This window comes from Roseovarius sp., assembly GCF_965228755.1.
In the GTDB taxonomy this organism is placed as follows: domain Bacteria; phylum Pseudomonadota; class Alphaproteobacteria; order Rhodobacterales; family Rhodobacteraceae; genus Roseovarius.
Window position 1 is genome coordinate 79,810 of sequence record NZ_CBDDIG010000008.1, and the last position, 18,528, is coordinate 98,337.

At 65.0% G+C, this 18,528-nt stretch carries 21 protein-coding genes, 1 tRNA gene and 1 pseudogene; 12 read left to right on the forward strand and 11 right to left on the reverse strand.

What is annotated here, in order from left to right; all coding sequences use genetic code 11:
- Positions 1 to 55 precede the first annotated feature (55 nt).
- On the forward strand, positions 56 to 397 hold the full coding sequence (locus ACO07J_RS14155) for a DUF2853 family protein (protein WP_422030059.1): 342 nt from the start codon (positions 56 to 58) through the stop codon (positions 395 to 397).
- 55 nt (positions 398 to 452) lie between these two features.
- Positions 453 to 734 (forward strand): DUF3253 domain-containing protein, encoded by a 282-nt coding sequence (locus ACO07J_RS14160; protein ID WP_422030061.1) that lies wholly within the window; start codon positions 453 to 455, stop codon positions 732 to 734.
- A gap of 6 nt (positions 735 to 740) precedes the next feature.
- Here the strand turns inward: ACO07J_RS14160 and ACO07J_RS14165 are convergent, their stop codons facing one another.
- The gene (locus tag ACO07J_RS14165) at positions 741 to 1,187 is read right to left on the reverse strand and encodes a thermonuclease family protein (protein WP_422030063.1); all 447 of its coding nucleotides are present in this window, start codon (positions 1,185 to 1,187) and stop codon (positions 741 to 743) included.
- Positions 1,188 to 1,465: 278 nt separating this feature from the next.
- Here ACO07J_RS14165 and ACO07J_RS14170 point away from each other — a divergent pair, with 278 nt between their 5' ends.
- Positions 1,466 to 2,110: a hypothetical protein gene (locus ACO07J_RS14170; protein ID WP_422030065.1), complete on the forward strand. Its 645-nt coding sequence runs from the start codon at positions 1,466 to 1,468 to the stop codon at positions 2,108 to 2,110.
- A 90-nt stretch (positions 2,111 to 2,200) separates the two neighbouring features.
- Here ACO07J_RS14170 and ACO07J_RS14175 read toward each other — a convergent pair whose 3' ends face one another.
- The 6 genes from ACO07J_RS14175 to ACO07J_RS14200 all read right to left on the reverse strand — a co-directional run bounded on the left by ACO07J_RS14175 (position 2,201) and on the right by ACO07J_RS14200 (position 7,485).
- On the reverse strand, positions 2,201 to 3,232 hold the full coding sequence (locus ACO07J_RS14175; RefSeq protein WP_422030067.1) for a hypothetical protein: 1,032 nt from the start codon (positions 3,230 to 3,232) through the stop codon (positions 2,201 to 2,203).
- Between the two features lie 24 nt (positions 3,233 to 3,256).
- Complete coding sequence (locus ACO07J_RS14180; RefSeq protein ID WP_422030069.1) at positions 3,257 to 3,430, reverse strand: hypothetical protein; 174 nt, start codon at positions 3,428 to 3,430, stop codon at positions 3,257 to 3,259.
- A gap of 239 nt (positions 3,431 to 3,669) precedes the next feature.
- Positions 3,670 to 3,745 (reverse strand) — tRNA-Thr (locus tag ACO07J_RS14185).
- Between the two features lie 45 nt (positions 3,746 to 3,790).
- Positions 3,791 to 5,299: a heme biosynthesis protein HemY gene (locus ACO07J_RS14190; protein WP_422030071.1), complete on the reverse strand. Its 1,509-nt coding sequence runs from the start codon at positions 5,297 to 5,299 to the stop codon at positions 3,791 to 3,793.
- A 20-nt stretch (positions 5,300 to 5,319) separates the two neighbouring features.
- The gene (locus tag ACO07J_RS14195; protein ID WP_422030073.1) at positions 5,320 to 6,708 is read right to left on the reverse strand and encodes a hypothetical protein; all 1,389 of its coding nucleotides are present in this window, start codon (positions 6,706 to 6,708) and stop codon (positions 5,320 to 5,322) included.
- 87 nt (positions 6,709 to 6,795) lie between these two features.
- Complete coding sequence (locus ACO07J_RS14200) at positions 6,796 to 7,485, reverse strand: uroporphyrinogen-III synthase (protein WP_422030075.1); 690 nt, start codon at positions 7,483 to 7,485, stop codon at positions 6,796 to 6,798.
- A 72-nt stretch (positions 7,486 to 7,557) separates the two neighbouring features.
- Between ACO07J_RS14200 and tsaD the strand changes: the two genes are divergently transcribed.
- From tsaD to ACO07J_RS14230, 6 genes and pseudogenes are all read left to right on the forward strand, one after another.
- Positions 7,558 to 8,655: a tRNA (adenosine(37)-N6)-threonylcarbamoyltransferase complex transferase subunit TsaD gene (gene tsaD, locus ACO07J_RS14205; RefSeq protein ID WP_422030077.1), complete on the forward strand. Its 1,098-nt coding sequence runs from the start codon at positions 7,558 to 7,560 to the stop codon at positions 8,653 to 8,655.
- On the forward strand, positions 8,652 to 9,614 hold the full coding sequence (locus ACO07J_RS14210; RefSeq protein WP_422030079.1) for an NAD(P)H-dependent glycerol-3-phosphate dehydrogenase: 963 nt from the start codon (positions 8,652 to 8,654) through the stop codon (positions 9,612 to 9,614). Before tsaD ends, ACO07J_RS14210 begins: the two co-directional genes overlap by 4 nt.
- Entirely contained in the window at positions 9,615 to 9,884 is a 270-nt protein-coding gene (locus ACO07J_RS14215) for a YciI family protein (protein ID WP_422030081.1), read from the forward strand.
- Between the two features lie 3 nt (positions 9,885 to 9,887).
- A complete protein-coding gene (locus ACO07J_RS14220) occupies positions 9,888 to 10,307 on the forward strand; it encodes an EVE domain-containing protein (RefSeq protein WP_422030083.1) in 420 nt (139 codons plus the stop codon).
- 27 nt (positions 10,308 to 10,334) lie between these two features.
- Positions 10,335 to 10,730: a DUF1761 domain-containing protein gene (locus ACO07J_RS14225; RefSeq protein WP_422030085.1), complete on the forward strand. Its 396-nt coding sequence runs from the start codon at positions 10,335 to 10,337 to the stop codon at positions 10,728 to 10,730.
- Positions 10,731 to 11,029: 299 nt separating this feature from the next.
- Positions 11,030 to 11,131 (forward strand): annotated as a pseudogene (locus tag ACO07J_RS14230) (chemotaxis protein MotB); the annotation flags it as partial.
- Between the two features lie 206 nt (positions 11,132 to 11,337).
- Here the strand turns inward: ACO07J_RS14230 and ACO07J_RS14235 are convergent.
- A complete protein-coding gene (locus ACO07J_RS14235) occupies positions 11,338 to 11,697 on the reverse strand; it encodes a flagellar protein FlgN (protein ID WP_422030087.1) in 360 nt (119 codons plus the stop codon).
- Complete coding sequence (locus tag ACO07J_RS14240) at positions 11,687 to 12,052, reverse strand: rod-binding protein (RefSeq protein ID WP_422030089.1); 366 nt, start codon at positions 12,050 to 12,052, stop codon at positions 11,687 to 11,689. Before ACO07J_RS14240 ends, ACO07J_RS14235 begins: the two co-directional genes overlap by 11 nt.
- A 45-nt stretch (positions 12,053 to 12,097) precedes the next feature.
- Here ACO07J_RS14240 and ACO07J_RS14245 point away from each other — a divergent pair, with 45 nt between their 5' ends.
- The 3 genes from ACO07J_RS14245 to ACO07J_RS14255 all read left to right on the forward strand — a co-directional run bounded on the left by ACO07J_RS14245 (position 12,098) and on the right by ACO07J_RS14255 (position 15,576).
- Complete coding sequence (locus tag ACO07J_RS14245) at positions 12,098 to 14,461, forward strand: flagellar hook-length control protein FliK (RefSeq protein ID WP_422030091.1); 2,364 nt, start codon at positions 12,098 to 12,100, stop codon at positions 14,459 to 14,461.
- 14 nt (positions 14,462 to 14,475) lie between these two features.
- Positions 14,476 to 15,150, forward strand: a complete 675-nt coding sequence (locus tag ACO07J_RS14250; protein ID WP_422030093.1) for a flagellar hook capping FlgD N-terminal domain-containing protein — start codon at positions 14,476 to 14,478, stop codon at positions 15,148 to 15,150.
- A gap of 186 nt (positions 15,151 to 15,336) precedes the next feature.
- Positions 15,337 to 15,576 (forward strand): hypothetical protein, encoded by a 240-nt coding sequence (locus ACO07J_RS14255; protein WP_422030095.1) that lies wholly within the window; start codon positions 15,337 to 15,339, stop codon positions 15,574 to 15,576.
- 86 nt (positions 15,577 to 15,662) lie between these two features.
- Here the strand turns inward: ACO07J_RS14255 and ACO07J_RS14260 are convergent, their stop codons facing one another.
- Complete coding sequence (locus ACO07J_RS14260) at positions 15,663 to 16,352, reverse strand: YjbF family lipoprotein (RefSeq protein ID WP_422030097.1); 690 nt, start codon at positions 16,350 to 16,352, stop codon at positions 15,663 to 15,665.
- A complete protein-coding gene (locus ACO07J_RS14265) occupies positions 16,349 to 18,439 on the reverse strand; it encodes a YjbH domain-containing protein (RefSeq protein ID WP_422030099.1) in 2,091 nt (696 codons plus the stop codon). Before ACO07J_RS14265 ends, ACO07J_RS14260 begins: the two co-directional genes overlap by 4 nt.
- Positions 18,440 to 18,528: the final 89 nt, after the last annotated feature.

The following is an 18,528-nucleotide window of genomic DNA, read 5'->3' on the forward strand; positions in this document are numbered from 1 at the left end:
GCCAAAAAAACCTTTGAAGGCCGGCGCGGGCGCCGGTGAATTCGGGAGACATATTATGGGACGTCGTGACGAACTGATCGCAACCTATGCCGAGGACCTGCGCAGCAAGTGCGGGATGCAGCCGGACATGGACCTGTTGACCAAGGTGACCATTGGGTGCGGGCCGGCGATTTACGATGCCGACGCCTCCACCGTGGCCGCGGGGCAGGAGCATGAGCTGGAAACGGTGAAGGACAATTTCCTGGTCAAGAAGCTGGGGCTTTCGGACGGGCCGCAATTGATGGATGCGATCCGGCAGGTGATCGAGACCTATGGCGTGTCGGAGCGGAACAAGTACCGGGCGGTGGTGTATTACATGCTGACCAAGCATTTCGGGAAGGAATCGGTTTACGGCTGAGGTCGGGCCGGTTCGGATCTTGTGAAAGCCCGCTCGGTCGAGCGGGCTTTTTGCGTTGGCGCGCTATCTTTGGGCCATGAGCGTGACGAGGGAGCGGATTGCCGAGGAGGTCGTGCGGCTGTGCGAGGCGCGCGGGCCGGGCAAGACGGTGTGCCCGTCGGAGGTGGCGCGGGCGCTCGAGGCCGGTGAGGCGGCTTGGCGGGCGCTGATGCCGGAGGTGCGGGAGGTGGCCGTGGCGCTGGCCCGGGAGGGGCGGATCGCGGTGTACCGGAAGGGGCGTGTCGTGAGCGATCCCGAGGCGGGTGGGCCGATCAGGCTGGGGCTGCCGCGGGGGTAGCCGGGGTCATTGCCAGCGGCTGCACACGCCTTCGGAAATCAGGAGATTGCCGATGTCGCGCCCGTCGGCGAGGTGGCAGGTGCCGACCTCGCGGTCATGGGAGCGTTTGCCGGTGAGATTGCAGGCCAGCGGCCCGGCACTGGCTAGGCGGAGCATCACGCGGGTGGCGCGTTCGCCGTCGGGGGTGCCCTTCTCGGCGCAGTCGAGATTGGCGATGCGGACGGGCACGCCGGAGATTTCCACCGTGTCGCCGTCGCGCACCCTGGTGACGGTGCCGGCGATGCGTTTCCCGGCCAGCGCCAGTCCTTCCTCGCGCGAGACGGGGCGGATACCTGTCATGGCGTTGCCGCCGCGCAGCCCTTCCGGGCGGGTCCGGGTGTCGTCTGTTTCCTGAAATGCCGGGGGCGTGTCCTGCCGTGGTGCGTACCACGCGGAGACATGGGGGACCGTCATCAGGGCCAGCCCGACCAGTATGGCCGATCGGACCGAGTAAATGATGCGCCCCAATACGGAACCCGGGCTTGGTCGGAACAGGAACAACATGCGGAAGAGGGTAGGTTACCTCTTCGGCAAAAGTATGGCCCGGTGCGGAGATTCTTGCGTTGATTGAGTGGGTTGAGAGGCGAGGACGCCGGATTCGCGACTTGCGCGAAGGGGATCACAACCGTAACAATCAGAAGGTATAGACAAACAACCATTGGGGCAACGGCATGATTTTCCTGAGAGTTTTGATGCTATGGGCCATTGCGGCGGGTGCGCTGGCCCTGCCCGGAGAGGCGGAGGCGCAGCGGCGGCTCGACCTCGATCCGAACCGGCATTACGTGATGATGCTCTATACTGGCACGCGCGATCCGATTCTGCAGCACGGGGTCTTTTGCAAGGCCCGCAACGGGGAGGTGCCGCTGACCGCGTCGGCGCATTTCGCCATGTGCGGGCAGAACGAGATGTATGCGCTTGGCGCCCCGTCGACGGGCACGCGGTACCTGGACCATGACGAGTTCATCGGCAGCGCGTCGCTGATGACGCTGTTCTACCGGACCCAGCCGCTGTTCGGGCGGATGTTCCTGCGGGGGATCCGGGGCACCAGCTACGGCCCGCGGAACGGGGGTGCGGTGCTGTTCTTCGATTCCAAGCCCGGCACGATCACGGTGATCCCGGTGAAGCGGCAACCGGCACAGGAGGCGCTGGCCAAGGCGCGCGAGGCGCTGGAGGTGCATGGCTATGCCGACGTGGCGGACCGGTTCAAGCTGGAGCTGATCCGGGCGGCGGTGGTGACCTGCGGGCAGAAATCGGGGCGGGCGGCCTGTGTATTGGGGCAGGAGGTGCCCTATCCGAAGATCGTGATCGTGCCAATCATCATTCCGCTGCCGTTCTGAGGGGGTGATCGGGAGGAGCGCTGATACGGGGATTGCGAGTGCGCGGTGGCTTCGAGGCCAAACCTGACCTATCGATGATGTATTGAACTGCTATTCCTCCCTGGAAAGCGTTCTTCCGAAAGCCTCAATTGCGGGCAAAGACTGCCTTCGCCAACTCCAGTTTGCTGCAACATGGCTCCAAAAAGACCGTTCAGCATTCTTTGCGAAATCCGAGAAATGCTCTTCGGACTTGAAAAGCACTGCATCCGGCTTTGGTTTATACTGAACGAAGGACTGTGCCAGCTGTTCTTCGGCCCATGCGATGTCGTCTTGGTGTCTCTGGCAGATATCTTGGAGTAACTCAGGTTCGATCCCGAACTCATGGGTGCCAAAACTCAAGACTTCCCGACGGCCAAACGAAATCCTTGCGCGCTGGTAAAACGACAAGTTGCCTGCATTCAGCCTTCTGTTCCATAACTGTTGAACGGCTATCGCTTCGGCTGACTGTGCTGTGTTGTGCCTCTCATTTCCGGCACTATCCACGCGAACGCCAAGACGCTCCGCGAAATCCAGAACGACATTGCCATCAGGGAAACGAGACGGATCATATGCGACCAAAGTGACATTTTCGGCGCCCAATGCGTCAATCCAAGGCTGAAATCTTTGCCTGTAATGCGGAGAAACAAGTTCAAGGTCGAACAAGTAGTCCGAAGATTGCATGCATTGCTGCAAAGAACTGACCATGTAGTCCTCTGGCGCTCTGACATAGGCGATGAAGTGAACTTCATCGAAATGGGGCCTCAAGAACTTCAAAAGTTCATCCCGGCCATCCAGTATCCTGAGGCTGGAAAGATACTCTGACGATATCAGGACATCGCGCGTATTGCTTTGCAGGAAGGCTTCAAAATGCTCTGCAAGATTTCGCGCCTTTCGATGAAATTGTTTGGGGATTTGTCGGGCTGGTACCGACTCCAGGCGGTCCTTCCCGTCCTCGCCGAACAAATACTCTATTGCAAAATTATGATTGCCCAGGATCAACGGGGCATAGACAAAATCGGGTGAGCTGGATTCAAAAAAGGTTTCCTGAATTGCGGTTGAACCGGTTTTCGGCATGCCACCATGTAGAATGCACTTTTTTCTCATGTAGGAATCCAATTATCGGGAGATTTACGCCGCGTCGGTACTGAGCCGAGCCATGTCCTCGGTCAGCGCGCTCGCATCAGGTTTGGGATCGGCGCTCTGCACGGCCACGTCGAACGCCTCGTGCTGCGCGGCCCGATTGGCCGTCTGCACGTCCTCGGGAAGGAGGGTCAGATCAAGGGATCTGAGCGCGTCAAACATGACCATTCCCTATCAGAACGGCCCTGTTTTTGCACCGCATTTGGCAAAATTATTGTTGGCCTGAGTTACTCTGCCGCACCCGTGATGATGCCGGAAAGGGTCACTTTTCCAAAGGTATGCGCAGCTTGACAGCCGAGGCGGAGAACAGGCCAAGCACGCGCCAGGGTGGACAGGCGGGTGGCTTGAGGTTCGAAAATCTCGCCCGATCTGTCTTTATGTAAGGATTTTCATTGGGGAACTGGTGCCGCTGAAGGGACTCGAACCCCCGACCCCATCATTACGAATGACGTGCTCTACCAGCTGAGCTACAGCGGCCCCGTGGGGCGGGGCTATAGCACCGGGACGGGGGCGGGGGAAGCCCTAATTTGCGGCTTTTCGGTCCTCTTCCGGGGTGGGATCCTCGACGATTTCGGCGTCGGCGATCTCGGTGTCCGAGGGGGTCCCGGTGGCGTCGGGCGCGGGGTGCGTTGTGTCCTCGCGCGAGCGGTCGTCGAGGGAGCCGACGATGAGGGGCAGCATCTCGACCCCGGTGGAGCTGGAGACGGTGGCCGCCGGGGGCGAGCGCCATGTCAGCGTGTCGAAGGACTGGCAGTTTTCGCAGGCCGGCACCCATTGCGCGTGGATGTGGTGGCAGTTGTCGCAGACCCATTGCGGGCCGCGAGGCGCGGCTAGGGCACGGGTGAGCCAGCCCTTGACCACCGCGTCGGAGGAGCCTTCGCCGCGTTCGATGGCGGCCATCAGGGTGAGGGTGCGGGCATCCGGGTCGTCCTCGGCGAGGGTGCCCAGCGCGCGACGGGCGGCGGGGAAATCCTCGGCCGCGATGTGGAGCTCGGCCTCGACCAGTTTGGTTTCGCGGTGGTCTGGGTTGATCTTGAGCAGCTTGGCGAAGCGCTTGAGCCGGTCTTGCGGGGTTTCGCCCGGCTCGATCTCGGCGAAGGCGGCGGCGAGGTCGGGGTGGGGCTGGGCCTCCCATGCCTTGCGGATCACGCGGGAGGCGTAGCGCTTGGAATCGGTGCGGATGTAGCTGCGGGCGGCCATGACGGCGGCGGGGATCAGGTCTGGCGAGAGGCGGTTGGCCTCGATCGCCTGTTCCTTGGCGGTGATGTCGTTGCCCTCGTCGAGGATGTCCTGCGCCTCCGATAGGGCCAGCACGGCATCGCGGCGCTTGTGCACGTCGCGCGGGAGGGAGCCGTATTTCAGCTTGGCGCGGAGGGTGTCGCGGGCGCCGGACCAGTCGTGTTTCTGGGCCTGCAGCTTGAGCAGTGTATCCTGCACCTCCTCGTGGCGGGGTTTGAGGGCGAAGGCGGTCTGGGCCAGTTTCAGCGCGGTGTCGGTGTCGCCGTCGGAGAGCTTCTGGCGCATGATGCCGCGGACGCCGACGAAGCGCGTCTTCTCGTTGGCGAGCAGGCGCTTGTAGACCTCCTCGGCCTTGCGGCGGTCGCCCGCCATCTCGGCGGCCTGGGCGGTGATCAGGTTGGTGAGCGCCGGCTTGCGGAGGTAGCGTTCGGCGCGGTTGGCCTTGGCCATGGCCACGTTGCCCTCGCCCGAGGCGAGCGCCATCAGCCCCTCGGAAAGCGCGCGGTAGCCTTTTTCCTGCCGGTTCCTGTCGAAATAGCGGGAAATCGCGGTTTCATCGCCGTTGATGAAACGCAGGACGGCGATGAGCAGCGAGGCGAGCTTGAGAAGCAGCCAGATTGCCAGCATCAGCAGGATCAGGGCGATCACCGCGGTCAGGGGCGTGAGGTTGAATTCCTGCCCGGCCATGACGATGCGGACACCGCCCTCGAGTTCGAGGAGGTAGATCGCGGCGAAGCTGGCGCCCGCGACGAGGGCGACGAAAACCGCGATCTTGATGATGGACCATAGCATTGGCACGCGCCCTTTCGGTGTCAGTTCAGTTCTTCGCTCAGTTGCTGTGCCGCCGCGACGGCCTCGAGGCGGCGGGCGGCCTGGCCGGCCCAGTCGGAGAGTTCGGCACGGGCCACTTCCGGCAGCGCCTCGATCTCGGCCAGCGCGTCGGTGAGGCGGCCGGCATTGGTGGCGGCCTCGGCGCGGGAGAGGATGGCGTCGGGGTCGTCGCCCTCGCGCGGTTCGAGCGAGCGGGCGCCGAGCTGGGTGCGGATGAAGGCCGAGAGGCCGCCGGATTCACCGGCCTCGGCAGAGGCGTTGCGGGCCGCGGCCAGTGCGGCGCGGGCGGCGTCGGGGAAGCTTTCCTGAAGCTCGGGCAGGGTGGCGACGCCGCTGTCGGCGCTGCGAGTGAGGGGCTCTGGCACCTCCATGCCGGTTTCCTGCAGGTCGGCCAGCGCGTCGGCATAGCCGCCGCCGGCGTCGAGCGCCGTCAGGATGCGGGAGAGGGCGGCGCGTTTCAGGGTGGCCTGGGCGGTAGTTGCGGCCTCGGTCTCCATGTCCTCGGCGCGGGCGACCATCTGCTCGATCTCGGCGCGCTGGGCGGCCATGGCGTCTTGCAGCTTTTTCAGCTCGGCCTCGTAGGCGGCGGTGGCGGCTTCGGAGGCGCCTTCGGTGAGGGGGCGGGATTCGACCTCGTCGAGGCGGGCGGAGAGGGCGGAGACGGACTCGCGGGTCTCGGCGAGGCGGTCGGAGAGGGTGGTGAGCGTGTCCTGCAGCTCGGCCTGGCCCTGTTCGAGGGCGGAAAGGTCGGGGCCGTTCTCGAGCTGTCCGGCAAGCGCGTCGAGGCGGTCGGACTGGGCCTGGAGGGACTCGTCTGTTTGAGTCCGGTAGGTGTCGAAGGCGGAGGTGTCGGCGGGTTGGGCGAAGAGGTAGTAGGCCGCGCCGAAGCCGATGGCGCCGGCGGCCACGCCCCCGAGAAGCATGGGGAGGAAGCCGCCCTTGCGGACGACGACCTGTTCCGACGGGGTCGGTTTGCCGTGCGGTTCGGGCCTGGTTTCGGTGGGCGCGTCGCCGGTGTCGCCAGCGGTGGCCATGGCGGCGGTGTCCTCGCCCCAGGGGCCGCTGTCGTCGGCCGGGGATTCGGTGGTGCTGTCGCCTGAAGTGGCGGGCTCCGGCGAGGCGACCTTGGCGCCACCGAGGGGTTTGGGCTCGGGCGTGGCGGGTGTGTCGGTGGCGTCGTCGGCCTTCGGCGTGTCGGCATCGTCGACCGAGGCGGAGAGGGCCGCCGACCCTTCGGAGGTATCGGCCGGGGATTCGGGCGTGTCTTCCTTCGGGTCCGGAGCCGCGATTGCCTCGCTCGTCTCCGCCGCGTCCTTGTCGGACGTCTTGCGTTTCGAAGACGTTGTCTTTGACGTTGTCTTTCTCGCCACCTGTCTCACCCCTGTCGATTGTCCGGTGTGTCGGGTCTTGATGTGACCTTACTTTGCCGGATTTCCACTCTCAACCCGGTAGGGGGCTTACGCAAGGGCTTCGACGGCGTCGAGCATCGCGTCGGCGGTGGGGGCGGCGGCGATGGCGATATGCTGCGCGCGGTGGGGCGGGACGGTTTCGGCGACGGCGGGGCTGATGGCGGCGATTTTCAGCCGGGCTGTCGCCGGGGCGGCGTCGAAGAAGAGGCGGGCGCTGCGGGCGGAAAATAGCGGGGCGATCACGGGGGTACCGGAGGCGAGCAGGGTTTGGGCGGCGTCGGAGAGGGGAGTGGCAAGCTGGCGGTAGACCACCAGTTCATCCGTCTCTATCCCGGCCTGAGAGAGGGATTTCGCCAGATCGGCGGCGACATGCTCGCCCCGGAGGTAGAGCAGTTTTCCGCCGGGGCGGTCGGCGATCAGCCGCTTCAGGAGATGCTCTGCCGTGCCGCCGCCGTCGATGGCGTGAAGCCCTGCGCGTTCTGCCGCCGCGGCGGTGCCGGGGCCGACGCAATAACAGGCCTGGCCGCTGGCGTGATGGGCAAGCGCCGGCAGGGCGTGGGCGGAGGTGAGGATCAGGACGTCGGATGCGCTGATCTGTCCCGGGGCGGGGGGGAGATGGTCGATCTGAAGGATGGGGGAGACGAGGATCTCGGCCCGTGCGCCCAGCCTGTCGCGCAGCCTGGCCGCGAATCCGCTGGCGGAGGGTTCGGGCCGGGTGATCAGAATCGTGTTCGCCATGCCTTGCCCGGAGTTGTTTGCGCACCATACTGGTGTTAACCGCCGATGGATCAACGCGCAACGGGCCGGCCGATGGATAAATCTCTGACAATTCTGGGGCTGGAAAGCAGCTGTGACGACACCGCGGCGGCGGTGTTGCGGGTGGCGCGGCCGGGCGAGGCGGAGATCCTGTCATCGGTGGTGTTCGGGCAGGCGGAGCTGCATTCGGCCTTTGGCGGGGTGGTGCCGGAGATCGCGGCGCGCGCGCATGCGGAGAAGCTGGATATCTCGGTGGAACAGGCTCTGACACAGGCGAATACGCGGCTTTCGGAGGTTGATGCCATCGCGGTGACGGCCGGGCCGGGGCTGATCGGCGGGGTGCTGTCTGGGGTGATGTGCGCCAAGGGGCTGGCTGCCGGGGCGGGGGTTCCGCTGGTGGGGGTGAACCACCTGGCGGGGCATGCGCTGACGCCGCGGCTGACGGACCGGGTGGCGTACCCTTACCTGATGCTGCTGGTGTCGGGCGGGCATTGCCAGTTGCTGATCGTGCGGGGGCCGCAGGATTTTTCCCGGCTGGGCGGCACGATCGACGATGCGCCGGGCGAGGCGTTCGACAAGGTGGCAAGGTTGCTGGGCCTGCCGCAACCGGGCGGGCCGGCGGTGGAGCGGGAAGCGGCGAACGGCGACGTGGCGCGGTTCCGGTTCCCGCGGCCTTTGTTGGATCGGCCGGGGTGTGACATGTCGTTTTCGGGGCTGAAGACCGCCGTGCTTCGGGCGAGGGACCAGGTCGTGGCGGAGAAGGGCGGGCTGACCCGGGCCGACCGGGCGGATCTGTGTGCCGGGTTCCAGGCGGCGGTGGCGGATGTGCTGGCCGAGAAGACGCGGCGGGCGCTGGAGGTTTACGCGGAAGAGGCCGGGGAGGCGCCGGTGCTGGCCGTGGCTGGCGGCGTGGCGGCGAACGAGGCGATCCGGGGCAAGTTAGAGGCTGTTTCAGCGGAATTCGACACGCAGTTCGTGGCGCCGCCATTGCGGCTGTGTACCGATAATGCGGCGATGATCGCCTATGCCGGGGCGGAGCTGTTTTTCGCCGGGGTGCGGGATGACATGACGCTGGCGGCGCGGCCGCGCTGGCCGCTGGATGGCGCGAGCCCGACGATGCTGGGCAGTGGCAAGAAAGGGGCGAAGGCATGATCCGGGTGATGGGCGCGGGCGCGTTCGGCACGGCGCTGGCGGTGTCGCTGGCGAAGACGGGCCCGGTGACGCTCTGGTGCCGGGATGCCGAGCATGCGCGGGAGATGCGCCGGGACCGGGAAAATGGACGACGCCTGCCGGGGGTGACCCTGCCGGAGGAGATCGCGATTGCCACGGGCGAGCTGCCGGCGACGGATGTGGATGCGACGCTGCTTTCGGTGCCGATGCAGAAGCTGCGGGCGTTCTGCGAGGACAACCAGCGTTTGCTGAGCTCGGGCGGGCCGTTGGTGGCGTGCTGCAAGGGGATCGAGCTGTCGACGGGCAAGCGGCCGACGCAGGTGATCGAGGATGTGCTGCCCGGGGCGATCTGTGCGATCCTGACGGGGCCGTCCTTTGCCGATGACATTGCCAGGGGGCTGCCGACCGCGCTGACGCTGGCCTGCGAGGGGGAGGCGACGGGCGCGGCGCTTCAGGAGCGGCTGACGACGCCGAATTTGCGGCTCTATCGCAGCACGGACGTGATCGGGGCCGAGCTTGGCGGGGCGTTGAAGAACGTGGTCGCCATCGGCTGTGGCGCGGCGATGGGCGCCGGGCTTGGCGAGAGTGCGCGGGCGGCGTTGCTGACCCGCGCCTTTGCCGAGATGAAGCGGGCCGCGGTGCAGATGGGAGCCGAAAGAGAGACGCTTTCGGGGCTTTCGGGGTTCGGTGACCTGGTGCTGACCTGTACCTCGGGCCAGTCGCGGAATTACCGGTTCGGGGTAAGCCTCGGGAAGGGCGAGGATTTCGAGCCGGGGGTGACGGTGGAAGGTGCGGCAACCGCAGAGGCGGTGTGCCATCACGCCGAGAGCGCCGGGCTCGACCTGCCGGTGATGCGGGCGATCATGTTGCTGGTCACCGGCCAATTGCGGGTGGAACAGGCAATGGATATGCTGCTGTCGAGACCCTTGAAGGAAGAATGAATGCTGATTGCCCTGATTGCCCGCGACAAGCCCGGCGCCCTGCAGACCCGGACCGACAACCGCGAGAAACACCTCGCTTACATCAAGGAGACCGGCGTGGTGAGCCAGGCCGGGCCGCTTCTGAATGAGGGCGGGGAGATGTGCGGATCGCTGGTGATTCTCGATGTCGAGGACATGTCGACGGCGGAGGGCTGGGCCGAGAACGACCCCTATGCCAAGGCGGGCCTTTTCGAGAGTGTCGAGCTGATCCCGTGGAAGAAGGTGATCTGAGCGATGCGCTATTGGCTTTTCAAGTCCGAACCGTCGACCTGGAGCTGGGATGACCAGGTGAAGAAGGGCGACGAGGGCGAGGAATGGGACGGTGTGCGGAACTACCAGGCGCGGAACTTCATGCGCGAGATGGAGGTGGGCGACCGGGGGTTCTTCTATCACAGCCAGTCGGAAAAGGCCGTGGTGGGCATCGTCGAGGTGATGAACGAGGCGCATCCCGACAGCACGACCGATGACGAGCGCTGGGAATGCGTGGACATCAAGGCGGTGAAGCCGGTGGAGCGGCCGGTGACGCTGGACATGATCAAGGAGGATCCGCGGCTGGCGGAGATGGTGCTGGTGAAGAACTCGCGCCTGTCGGTGCAGCCGGTGACGGAGGAGGAGTGGACCATCGTGTGTGAACTGGCCGGGGTGAAGGCCTGACGGAATCACGTATCCGGGGAGGATCGGATGGGATATCTGGGTGTGCTGGTGGCGGCGGTGGCCGCCTATGCCTTCGGGGCGGTGTGGTACATGGTGCTGGCGAAACCGTGGGTCAGGGCGGCCGGTGTCGAGACCGACAAGAATGGCAAACCGGTGAACGCCTCGAACCCGATGCCGTATATCGTGGCGTTCGGCTCGGCGGTGCTGGTGGCCGGGATGATGCGGCATATCTTTGCGCTGAGCGGCATAGATACGGTGGACAAGGGTCTGGTTTCGGGCCTGGGGATCGGGCTTTTCCTGGCCAGCCCGTGGCTTTTGACCTGTTACAGCTTCGGTGGCCGGCCGTTCCGCCTGACGCTGATCGACGGCGGGTACGCGACGATCGGCAGTGCGATCATCGGCGTGGTTCTGACACTGATCTGAAGGGTCGAGCAGATTTTACGGAGGGTACCGACCGGATCGCGCGGCACCCTCCGTCACCCCCAGTGCTCCCACAGCACCGCACGTGTATCTCGAAGGTCGCGGCCATCCTGGCCTGTGACCGGACCTTAGGCCATTCCGGTGCGCGAAGGCAAACGGCAAGTGCCTAGAATCCATCTCAAATCTGCGGGTGTGCCGGGAGTTGACGCCGCAAAGGTTAATCGCCAAAACTTTATCCGTTAAGCCGCCGGTAATACGCCCCGGGCTATGCCTGTCGTCGGGTGAGAGAAAAGGTGGTGAAGATGAGTGCGTCTGGCAACAATGCCGCGCCGGTCATCATCAAACGGAAAAAGATCGTCAAGGGCGACGGGCACCATGGTGGGGCCTGGAAGGTGGCGATAGCATTTTCCTTTAGCCTTTTGGCGCTTTGCGCCAGTGAAACGTCCCGCCCCCCGCGGGAGACGGCCTCAAGCTGTCTTTCTGACATGTGCAGCAGGCGTTCCGGCCTGCCGCGCCACCCTCACTGGAATGCAGGGGCAACATGGCGCCGAGGTGCTAATGGAGTGCTAAGCCGCGCCGGGCATGTCCGGTGGATTTGACACAAATCGGCTCACGCCCGTTTCTCGACCTTCCGCACCACGGCGCCTTCGATCGTGTGCCTGCGCCCGGATTCGTCATAGGTGTCGAAGGAATGGCGAAGCTGCCGAAGCGCGGCCATCCGGCCCGCGACCTGGCGAATCCCCTGTAACGCGCCATCAAGCAGGGTCTGGTTGCGCATGACCTTGCCCCGGATATCCTCGAGGTCGGGCTGCTGTTCCGGTTCGAGCGCGTTCAGGGCGTCGATCAGGTCGGTCTTGTGGCCGAGCAGAACCGCCATCTGGTCAAGGTCGCCCGTCAGCAGAGCAGACCGCTCCTGTTCGAGCAGGTCATCGAGGGCGTGCAGTATGTCGGTTGCGGTTTCAGGTACCATCCGTCTTCTCCGTCATTGCGTTGAAGAAGTGTTCCGCCAGGCCGATTCCGCCAGCGCGGACCATCCGTTCGGCAATCGCCTCTCGGTGGAACGAGGCAAACTGATCCTCCCCCGCGCCGCCCGAGAACGTGCTGACCTGTGTGCCGAATCCCGCGGCCTTCAGCATTTCCGACAGAAAGCTTGCCTCCAATGCCATGGCGGCCTTCCGCGCGCGGGTATTCTCGGCCGACAGGTCGTTTCCGTGGCCCGGCCGGACAGGGGTAAGTGATGAAATTTCCGTCACCCAAACGCCTCCAATTCTATGCAACTCGGGGTCAGTTTGCGGGGAAAGCAGTAAACATTCGGTAACCGGCATCTGTCATGGTCCCCCCGATCGCGGAAGAAATCCCGGAGCATGCGAATGTTTTCCACATTGAACGATTCCATTCTGAAACTCGTCCTGCCTGGCGGCGGGGCGGCCGGGCCTGACGGGATCCGGGCGGCGGCGGACCGGTCTGTAGAAAGGGACTTTCGCGAGGTTCTCGGAAGCCTGGCGCGGGCTGCGGGGCGTGAGGGAGCCGGGCCGGGCGGGACCGGACCGGTCGAATCGGTCGGAGCCGGGGAGGCGGCAGACGAGGGCGATGTGGCCGAGGATGCGGAGGACGCGGATATTGACGAGAATGTTGTACGGTCAAGCGACGCGGACGGGACACCTGATGCCGAGTTCGGTGAGGACATGTTGCGGTCGAGCGATGCCGGCGACGAGGATGGAGTGTTTCAGGGCCGCGTTGGGCCCGGGCCGGACGACGGGGCCGAGGGCGACTCGGACCTTGAGGCCGCGGGCCGGCTGAATTCAGGCCCGATCGATCAACCGGTTGTGCGCTGGTCGGACAAGGATAACAACGACTTTCCCGCCCCGCGTATCGACCGAGACGTGGCGGATCGCGACCGGGGATCGGGCCGCAGTTATCCTGCCGTGGAAACGGCTGAAATGACGTTCGCCGGCACAGGAAGACGTGCTGAGCTGGCGCCGAGCAATGCGGCTGCGGAGGAAGGGGAAACCGGCCGCAAGGCGGCACGGTTGGATCCGGGCCCGGGCGAGGCGCGTCTGCCGCTTGGTGTGGTTGACGCCGCCACCGCCGCATCAGGCCGAGAGGCGCAGCGGGTTATCCCGACCCGGGAAGGGCGAGCGCCACTCCCGACGAAACGGATGATGCCCGAGCAGGCCGTTCTTCCGGTTGGCGCCACGCAGGGTGCTGCAATTGCCGCGGAACGGGCCGCAACCCCGGATGCACCAGGGCCGCTGCATGGTGTTCGTGGCGACGTGCCGACCGGTTCGGGCGAGCAGTTCTTCGGAGCGCCACGCGGGCCTCTGACACCGGCAGATGCGGATGGTTCCGGGCGGGTGCACGTCGAGACGGGATCTGGTCAGCCCCGGTTTGCCGGTTTGCCGGGGGAGGGAGATCAAGACAGGACCGCGCTGCCCGAAGCGCGGGGCGTGGAGCGCCGAACCAGGCTCGAGAGCCCCACGGGCGCCAGTTCTGCGGGTGAAAGCCTTCCGCGTCCGGAGGGGCGGGGTGCCACGGGGATTCGCGTGGAAGCTGGATCGTCGAGAGAGGGCGACAGGCTGATCCTGACCGGGCGAGGCGGCGGCGATTCGACAGAGCGGCCGGTGCCCGAATCGCGGAATGAGCCGGCCGGGCCTTTTGTGCGAAGGTTCGATCCTGCGGACTGGGGGCGTCAGACCCCGTCCGGGCCGGTGGCGGATTCGCCGGGACATGCTGCATCGGAGCATTTGCCTCGATCCGGGGCCGCTGCGGTGCAAGGCGAGGCACGTGTCGGCAATGGTCGAGATGGAACCGAAGTACCGGCTTTGCCGTTCGGCCGGCGCGGGGAACCGTTGATGCGTCAGCAAGGCGAGCATCTGGCCGCGCCTGCTCCGGGAAAACGGGAGGCGGCACCGATTTTCGCTTCCCTCGATCAGCGAGGGACGGGCAGCGCCCCCGTGAACCAGACCAGACAACCGGTCGCCGTCTCCGTTCCTGTTGCGGAACCGGCGGGAAAGACCGGTTTGGTCAGCGAGCCACGGATACCGGCGTTGCCGGGGCAGAACGGGATCCGGCCGGCCTCGCGAGATAATGCGCCGTCCCGATCTTTGGACGGACCAGCACCCCGAGACGTAAGGATCATCCCGGCAGGGCCCGTGCCGCGCGATGCCCCCAGCACCGCCGGACCGAGCGTGGTCAACCCTGTCCTGCGGTCGCTTGGTTCCACGGCAGAACCAGACAGGGAACCGGCGGCCCAGGTTCACGGGGAGGCGCCGACGGTAATGCGCGCAACTGCGGTCACGCCGGGCACTCCGCCTCCGCCGGCCCCGACGCAGGGCACGCCGCCTCAGGTGATGCAGGTTTCGGCCGCGATCCGTGGCGGTCTGGAAGGGTCAGTCGACATTCACCTCAACCCGGCCGAACTGGGCAAGGTGCGGATCCTGCTGACGCCGTCGGAGACCGGCATCCTGGTCAATGTCATGGCCGATCGGCCCGAAACGCTCGACCTTCTGCGACGTCACGTCGACCTGCTGGCACAGGATTTCCGCGACATCGGTTATGACGACGCCTCCTTCTCCTTCGGTGCCGGAGGGCAGGGCGAGGCCGGTGGCCAGCGAGAGCATGCACTGCCCGAACGGGAAGAGGCGGGACGAGACGATGCACATGAGCCGGTGGAGCCACCGGTCGGCCCCGGCGGGCGAATGTCGGGTACCGGCCGGATGGACCTGCGCGTTTAAGAGGGGTTAGTTCTTTGGATATTCAACCAACATCGGGATCAGCGGGTCAGACGGGCGGTTTTGCTGCCGGAGGAGCGCCGTCATCGGGCGGGGGTCTCATCAATTCCGATTTCGAGACCTTCCTGATGATGCTGACGGCCCAGATGAAGCATCAGGACCCGCTGAATCCCGTGGATTCGACGCAGTTCGCGACCCAACTTGCGACGTTCTCCAGTGTCGAGCAGCAGGTCCGCACGAACGAGCTTCTGACCGCGCTCGGGGCTCAGATGGGTGCGCTGAGTGTTTCTCAGCTTTCGGGATGGGTGGGCATGATCGCGAGGGCAGAGATGCCGGTGCATTTTGATGGCCAGCCCGTCACGATAAGCACGCGCGCGGCTGACCTTGCAGACAGGGCGGAACTGGTGGTCAGGGACGAGTCCGGCACAGAAATACAGCGCCTTCCGATCGACCCGGGACGGCAGGAGCTGGACTGGGCCGGTGTCTCTGACAGCGGCGCACCGCTGCCGGCCGGTATCTACGAGCTCTCAGTGGACTCTTACGCGGTGGACGAACTGATTGCGAGTGACGGGGTCTTCGTTCATGCGCGAATCGTCGAGGCGCGCAACGAGAATGGCCGGCCGATCCTCGTCATGGAGAGCGGTCAGGAGGTCGCGGCGGGCGATATCGTGGGTCTCAGACAGGCCCAATAGAACCGCGAAGGGCATAAAAACGCGCCAGAACCACCCATGGCAGGGGGCAATGGCGTTGTATTTGTGCATTACATCGCCGATAGCCGGAGAAGGGCCTTTATCGGTCCGCCCACTTGAAGTAAAGATGTTCTGAACGTAAGTTTCACCCATGGGGCGTAATGCCCCGAAAACGTTTTGGAGATGGCTATGACGAAATTCATGACCCTGATCGCTGGTGCCGCCCTGGCGGGCGCGACCGCGATGCCCGCCTTTGCGAATGATCCGTTTGTGTCGTCGCAAAGCGGTGAAGACAACAGCATCAACACCGAAGGTGCTGTGGCACTCGGTGCGGCCGGTCTTGCCGCTGCCGTCATCATTCTGAACGACGACAGCTCGTCGTCGTCGAGCTCGGGCACGGGCGGCGCCTTTACCCCCGGCGGCAGCTAAGCCCAACAGTCTGTACAATCGAATTTTGAAAGGCGGGCCCACTGTGGCCCGCCTCTTCCGTTTCCGGGGTGCCGTGTTGGCCGCCGCTACCGGAGCAACTGGAACGTGGCGAATCCCAGGGTGGGGCCAACCCATTGCCGTGATTGCAGGATACGGCCGCTGTTGCTGACTAGGAAGAGATCGACAAACTGACGGTTCTGGGCGACGCAGCTCGAGAACATTTGCAGGGCCGGCTGGCGGACCTGGCCGTATTCGACGAATTTCTCAAAACCACGGCTGACGACGCAGCTTGTCTTGGCCTCGATCTCCTGATGGTTGCCGTCGAGGTACCGCTGGGTATAGAGAACGGTCCCTTCCTCGCGGCGCGAGACAAGGGCCAGCACGCCATCGACATCCGCCGACATCAGATCGGGCGGAATGGCCCGGGTGGCGGTGATGATGCCGTTCTTGGTGGTGATGGTTCGCCGATCGGTCGAGCCCCAGGCCGCCCAGGTGCTGTAAGGCCCGTTCGTCTCGATCACCCGCAGCACACTCTGCCCCTTGACCGAGGGAAGCTGTACGGTCGCCAGCGGCTCGTCGGGCCCGGTGCTGGCCAGGGCTTTCTGCGCCGTACGCGACAGCTTGACCGGGTCGAGCTTCAGCTTGGGTGGGCTGATGGCGGCCCTGGCCAGCTTGCCGGCAGACAGGAACGTCAGGTCTGACTTCTGGCTGGTGCAGCCGGGAAGCGCGAGCATTGCAACGACGGCAACGCCAACGAGGAGCCGGGTCACGATCATCTCCAGAATTTCCCCCAGCTTTCGGCGACACTCGGCCGGTGCGCATCGTTGACCACGTCGTAAAGCCGGCCATCGACATTCAGGCGCTGGCCGCCGTCCCGTTGCAGCGGGCGTATCGTATCACTGTAGGTCTGGCGGGTCGGCTGACCGATAAGCCAGGTGAGCGGTATCGAGAAGAAGATGCCCTTGTCGAACGAGCCTTCACCGAAGGTTGCCGAGGACACGTTTGTCTTTGTCGCAAAGGCCCCGAACCGCCAGCCGTTCGAGAAGCTGCGCGCAACCTCCAGCGTGGCGCCCCAGTCGCCAGCGAGGTAGCGGCCGGCGTGGACCGTTGCGTCGAACCCGTTCTGGAAGTCGTAATATGCGGACACATGACCGTTCCAGTGCGGGATCACCCCGCCGGGCGTCTGCCGGGTACGAAGGCCGAAGAGCTGGTCGAAATCACGCGGATGAACGAAGTTGACCTCGGCCCCGAAGGCGAGGCGGCTGTCGACCGGCTTCCAGAGCACCTCGCCCGATACGCCGGCATACATCATTTCGAGATAGCCCGCGGTGAGACGGCTGTAGATGTTGGGCCCGTGGCGCGAGTATTTCGCGATCGTCAGCTGGTCGATCGTCGGACCGGCCTTGGCGTTGTAGAGCGCGGCGTTCGACCGGACATGCGGCATGAGCGAGTTGCTGACCCGCGTGACATGGTCGAGGTTGCCAAACAGCTTGACCGAGCTCGATCCGGTCACGATCCAGCCCTTGCCGAGGTGCCAGTCGGCCCGGGCGCGAAGCCGGACGTCGGCGCGGAACGGCTGGTCGGGGTCGAACGTATAGGTCCGGGCGAACGGCGCGATCTTCCATTCCAGCTTGGGATAGTAACCGGGAAGCGGAGCCGGGATGTCGCCGAATCGCAGGCTGTCCGTCATGACAGCCGCGGCAAGCGCATCGCGGGCCGGGGCGTTCTCGAGCCGTTCCAGATCGGTCCGGCGGAACGTCGTCGTGCTCAGCGGCAGACCGTTGCGGGTGACGGTGACATGCAACGTCTCTACCGAGGCGGGCATCGTGCGGCTGAGCACGCGGAAGGTGCGGCCCAGCGCCTGCGCGTCGGCGATGTAGATATCGTTCTCGATCAGCGCGTGCGCGCTGCGCTCGGAAATGTTCAGACCGATCAGTTCGATCTGTTCCTGCGCGAGCAGGGTTGTGAAATCGCGATAGGATTTCTGCTGCGCGTTCTGGTCGAGCGTCCATCCCAGATCGTTGATAGCTGCCGGGTCACGCACGGCGACCGGCAAGGGGGCCTGTTCCAGGCTGGGCGTCGCCGGCTTCTTCACGTTCAGGGAAAGCGAGACGCTTGCCCCGATCTCCGTGCCGGCGACCGAGTACAGCCGCACGTCCACACCCTCGGCGGCCCGGTAGGTCAGGCCGAAGTTCCACGGCGACTTGTGATTGAAGCTGATGGCGGCGGCCGGGTTGGCCGTTTGCCGTTCTTCGAACTCGTACGCGTCGGAGGAGTATTCCGCCGAGACGCTGATCTTGTCGGTGATGTCGTAGGTCAGACCGCCAAAGAACGCCATCCGGCCGCTGAAATAGTCGGAAAAGCGGAAGTTGCCGCCCGTGCCCACCCCGGCAAAGGTAAAGGGCTGTCGGTTGCGCCAGCTTGCAAAGCTGTTGTAGCTGCCCAGACGGCCCCAGCCTATGCCGCCGGTCACCCGCAGGCGGTTGTTGAGCTGTTTCGTGGCGACGATGTATTCACCCGAAAGAACGCCGGTGCCGAGAAAATCCTGCAGGCCCACGGCGACGGCGGGCAGATAGTCGGTTTCCTCGAGAAGCCGGATGCGCACGTCGAAGCTGCGGTCGTAATAGATGCGGAATGCCGGCGACAGGCCGTCGATGCCCGAATAGCGGAAGCTTCCCGACAGCCAGGGCAGGATCTGGAAGGTTGCCGTGCTCTTGGTGTAGCCGGGCATGTGCGCGACGGTGAGCGAGAATTCCGAGTCCGGTGCCATTTCGGCCGTCGGCATATCGATCAGGCCGCTGGGAACGCCGTAGTTGTTGGTTTTCGTGGTGGTCAGGCTGTCCGCCAGGCTCGCGCCGGGCATCAACAAGGCCGCCAACATGGTCGCAGAAAGAAATTGCTTCCGGATCACGCTCAGCTTCCCCACAAGATATCGTGCTCACTTCGGGTCAC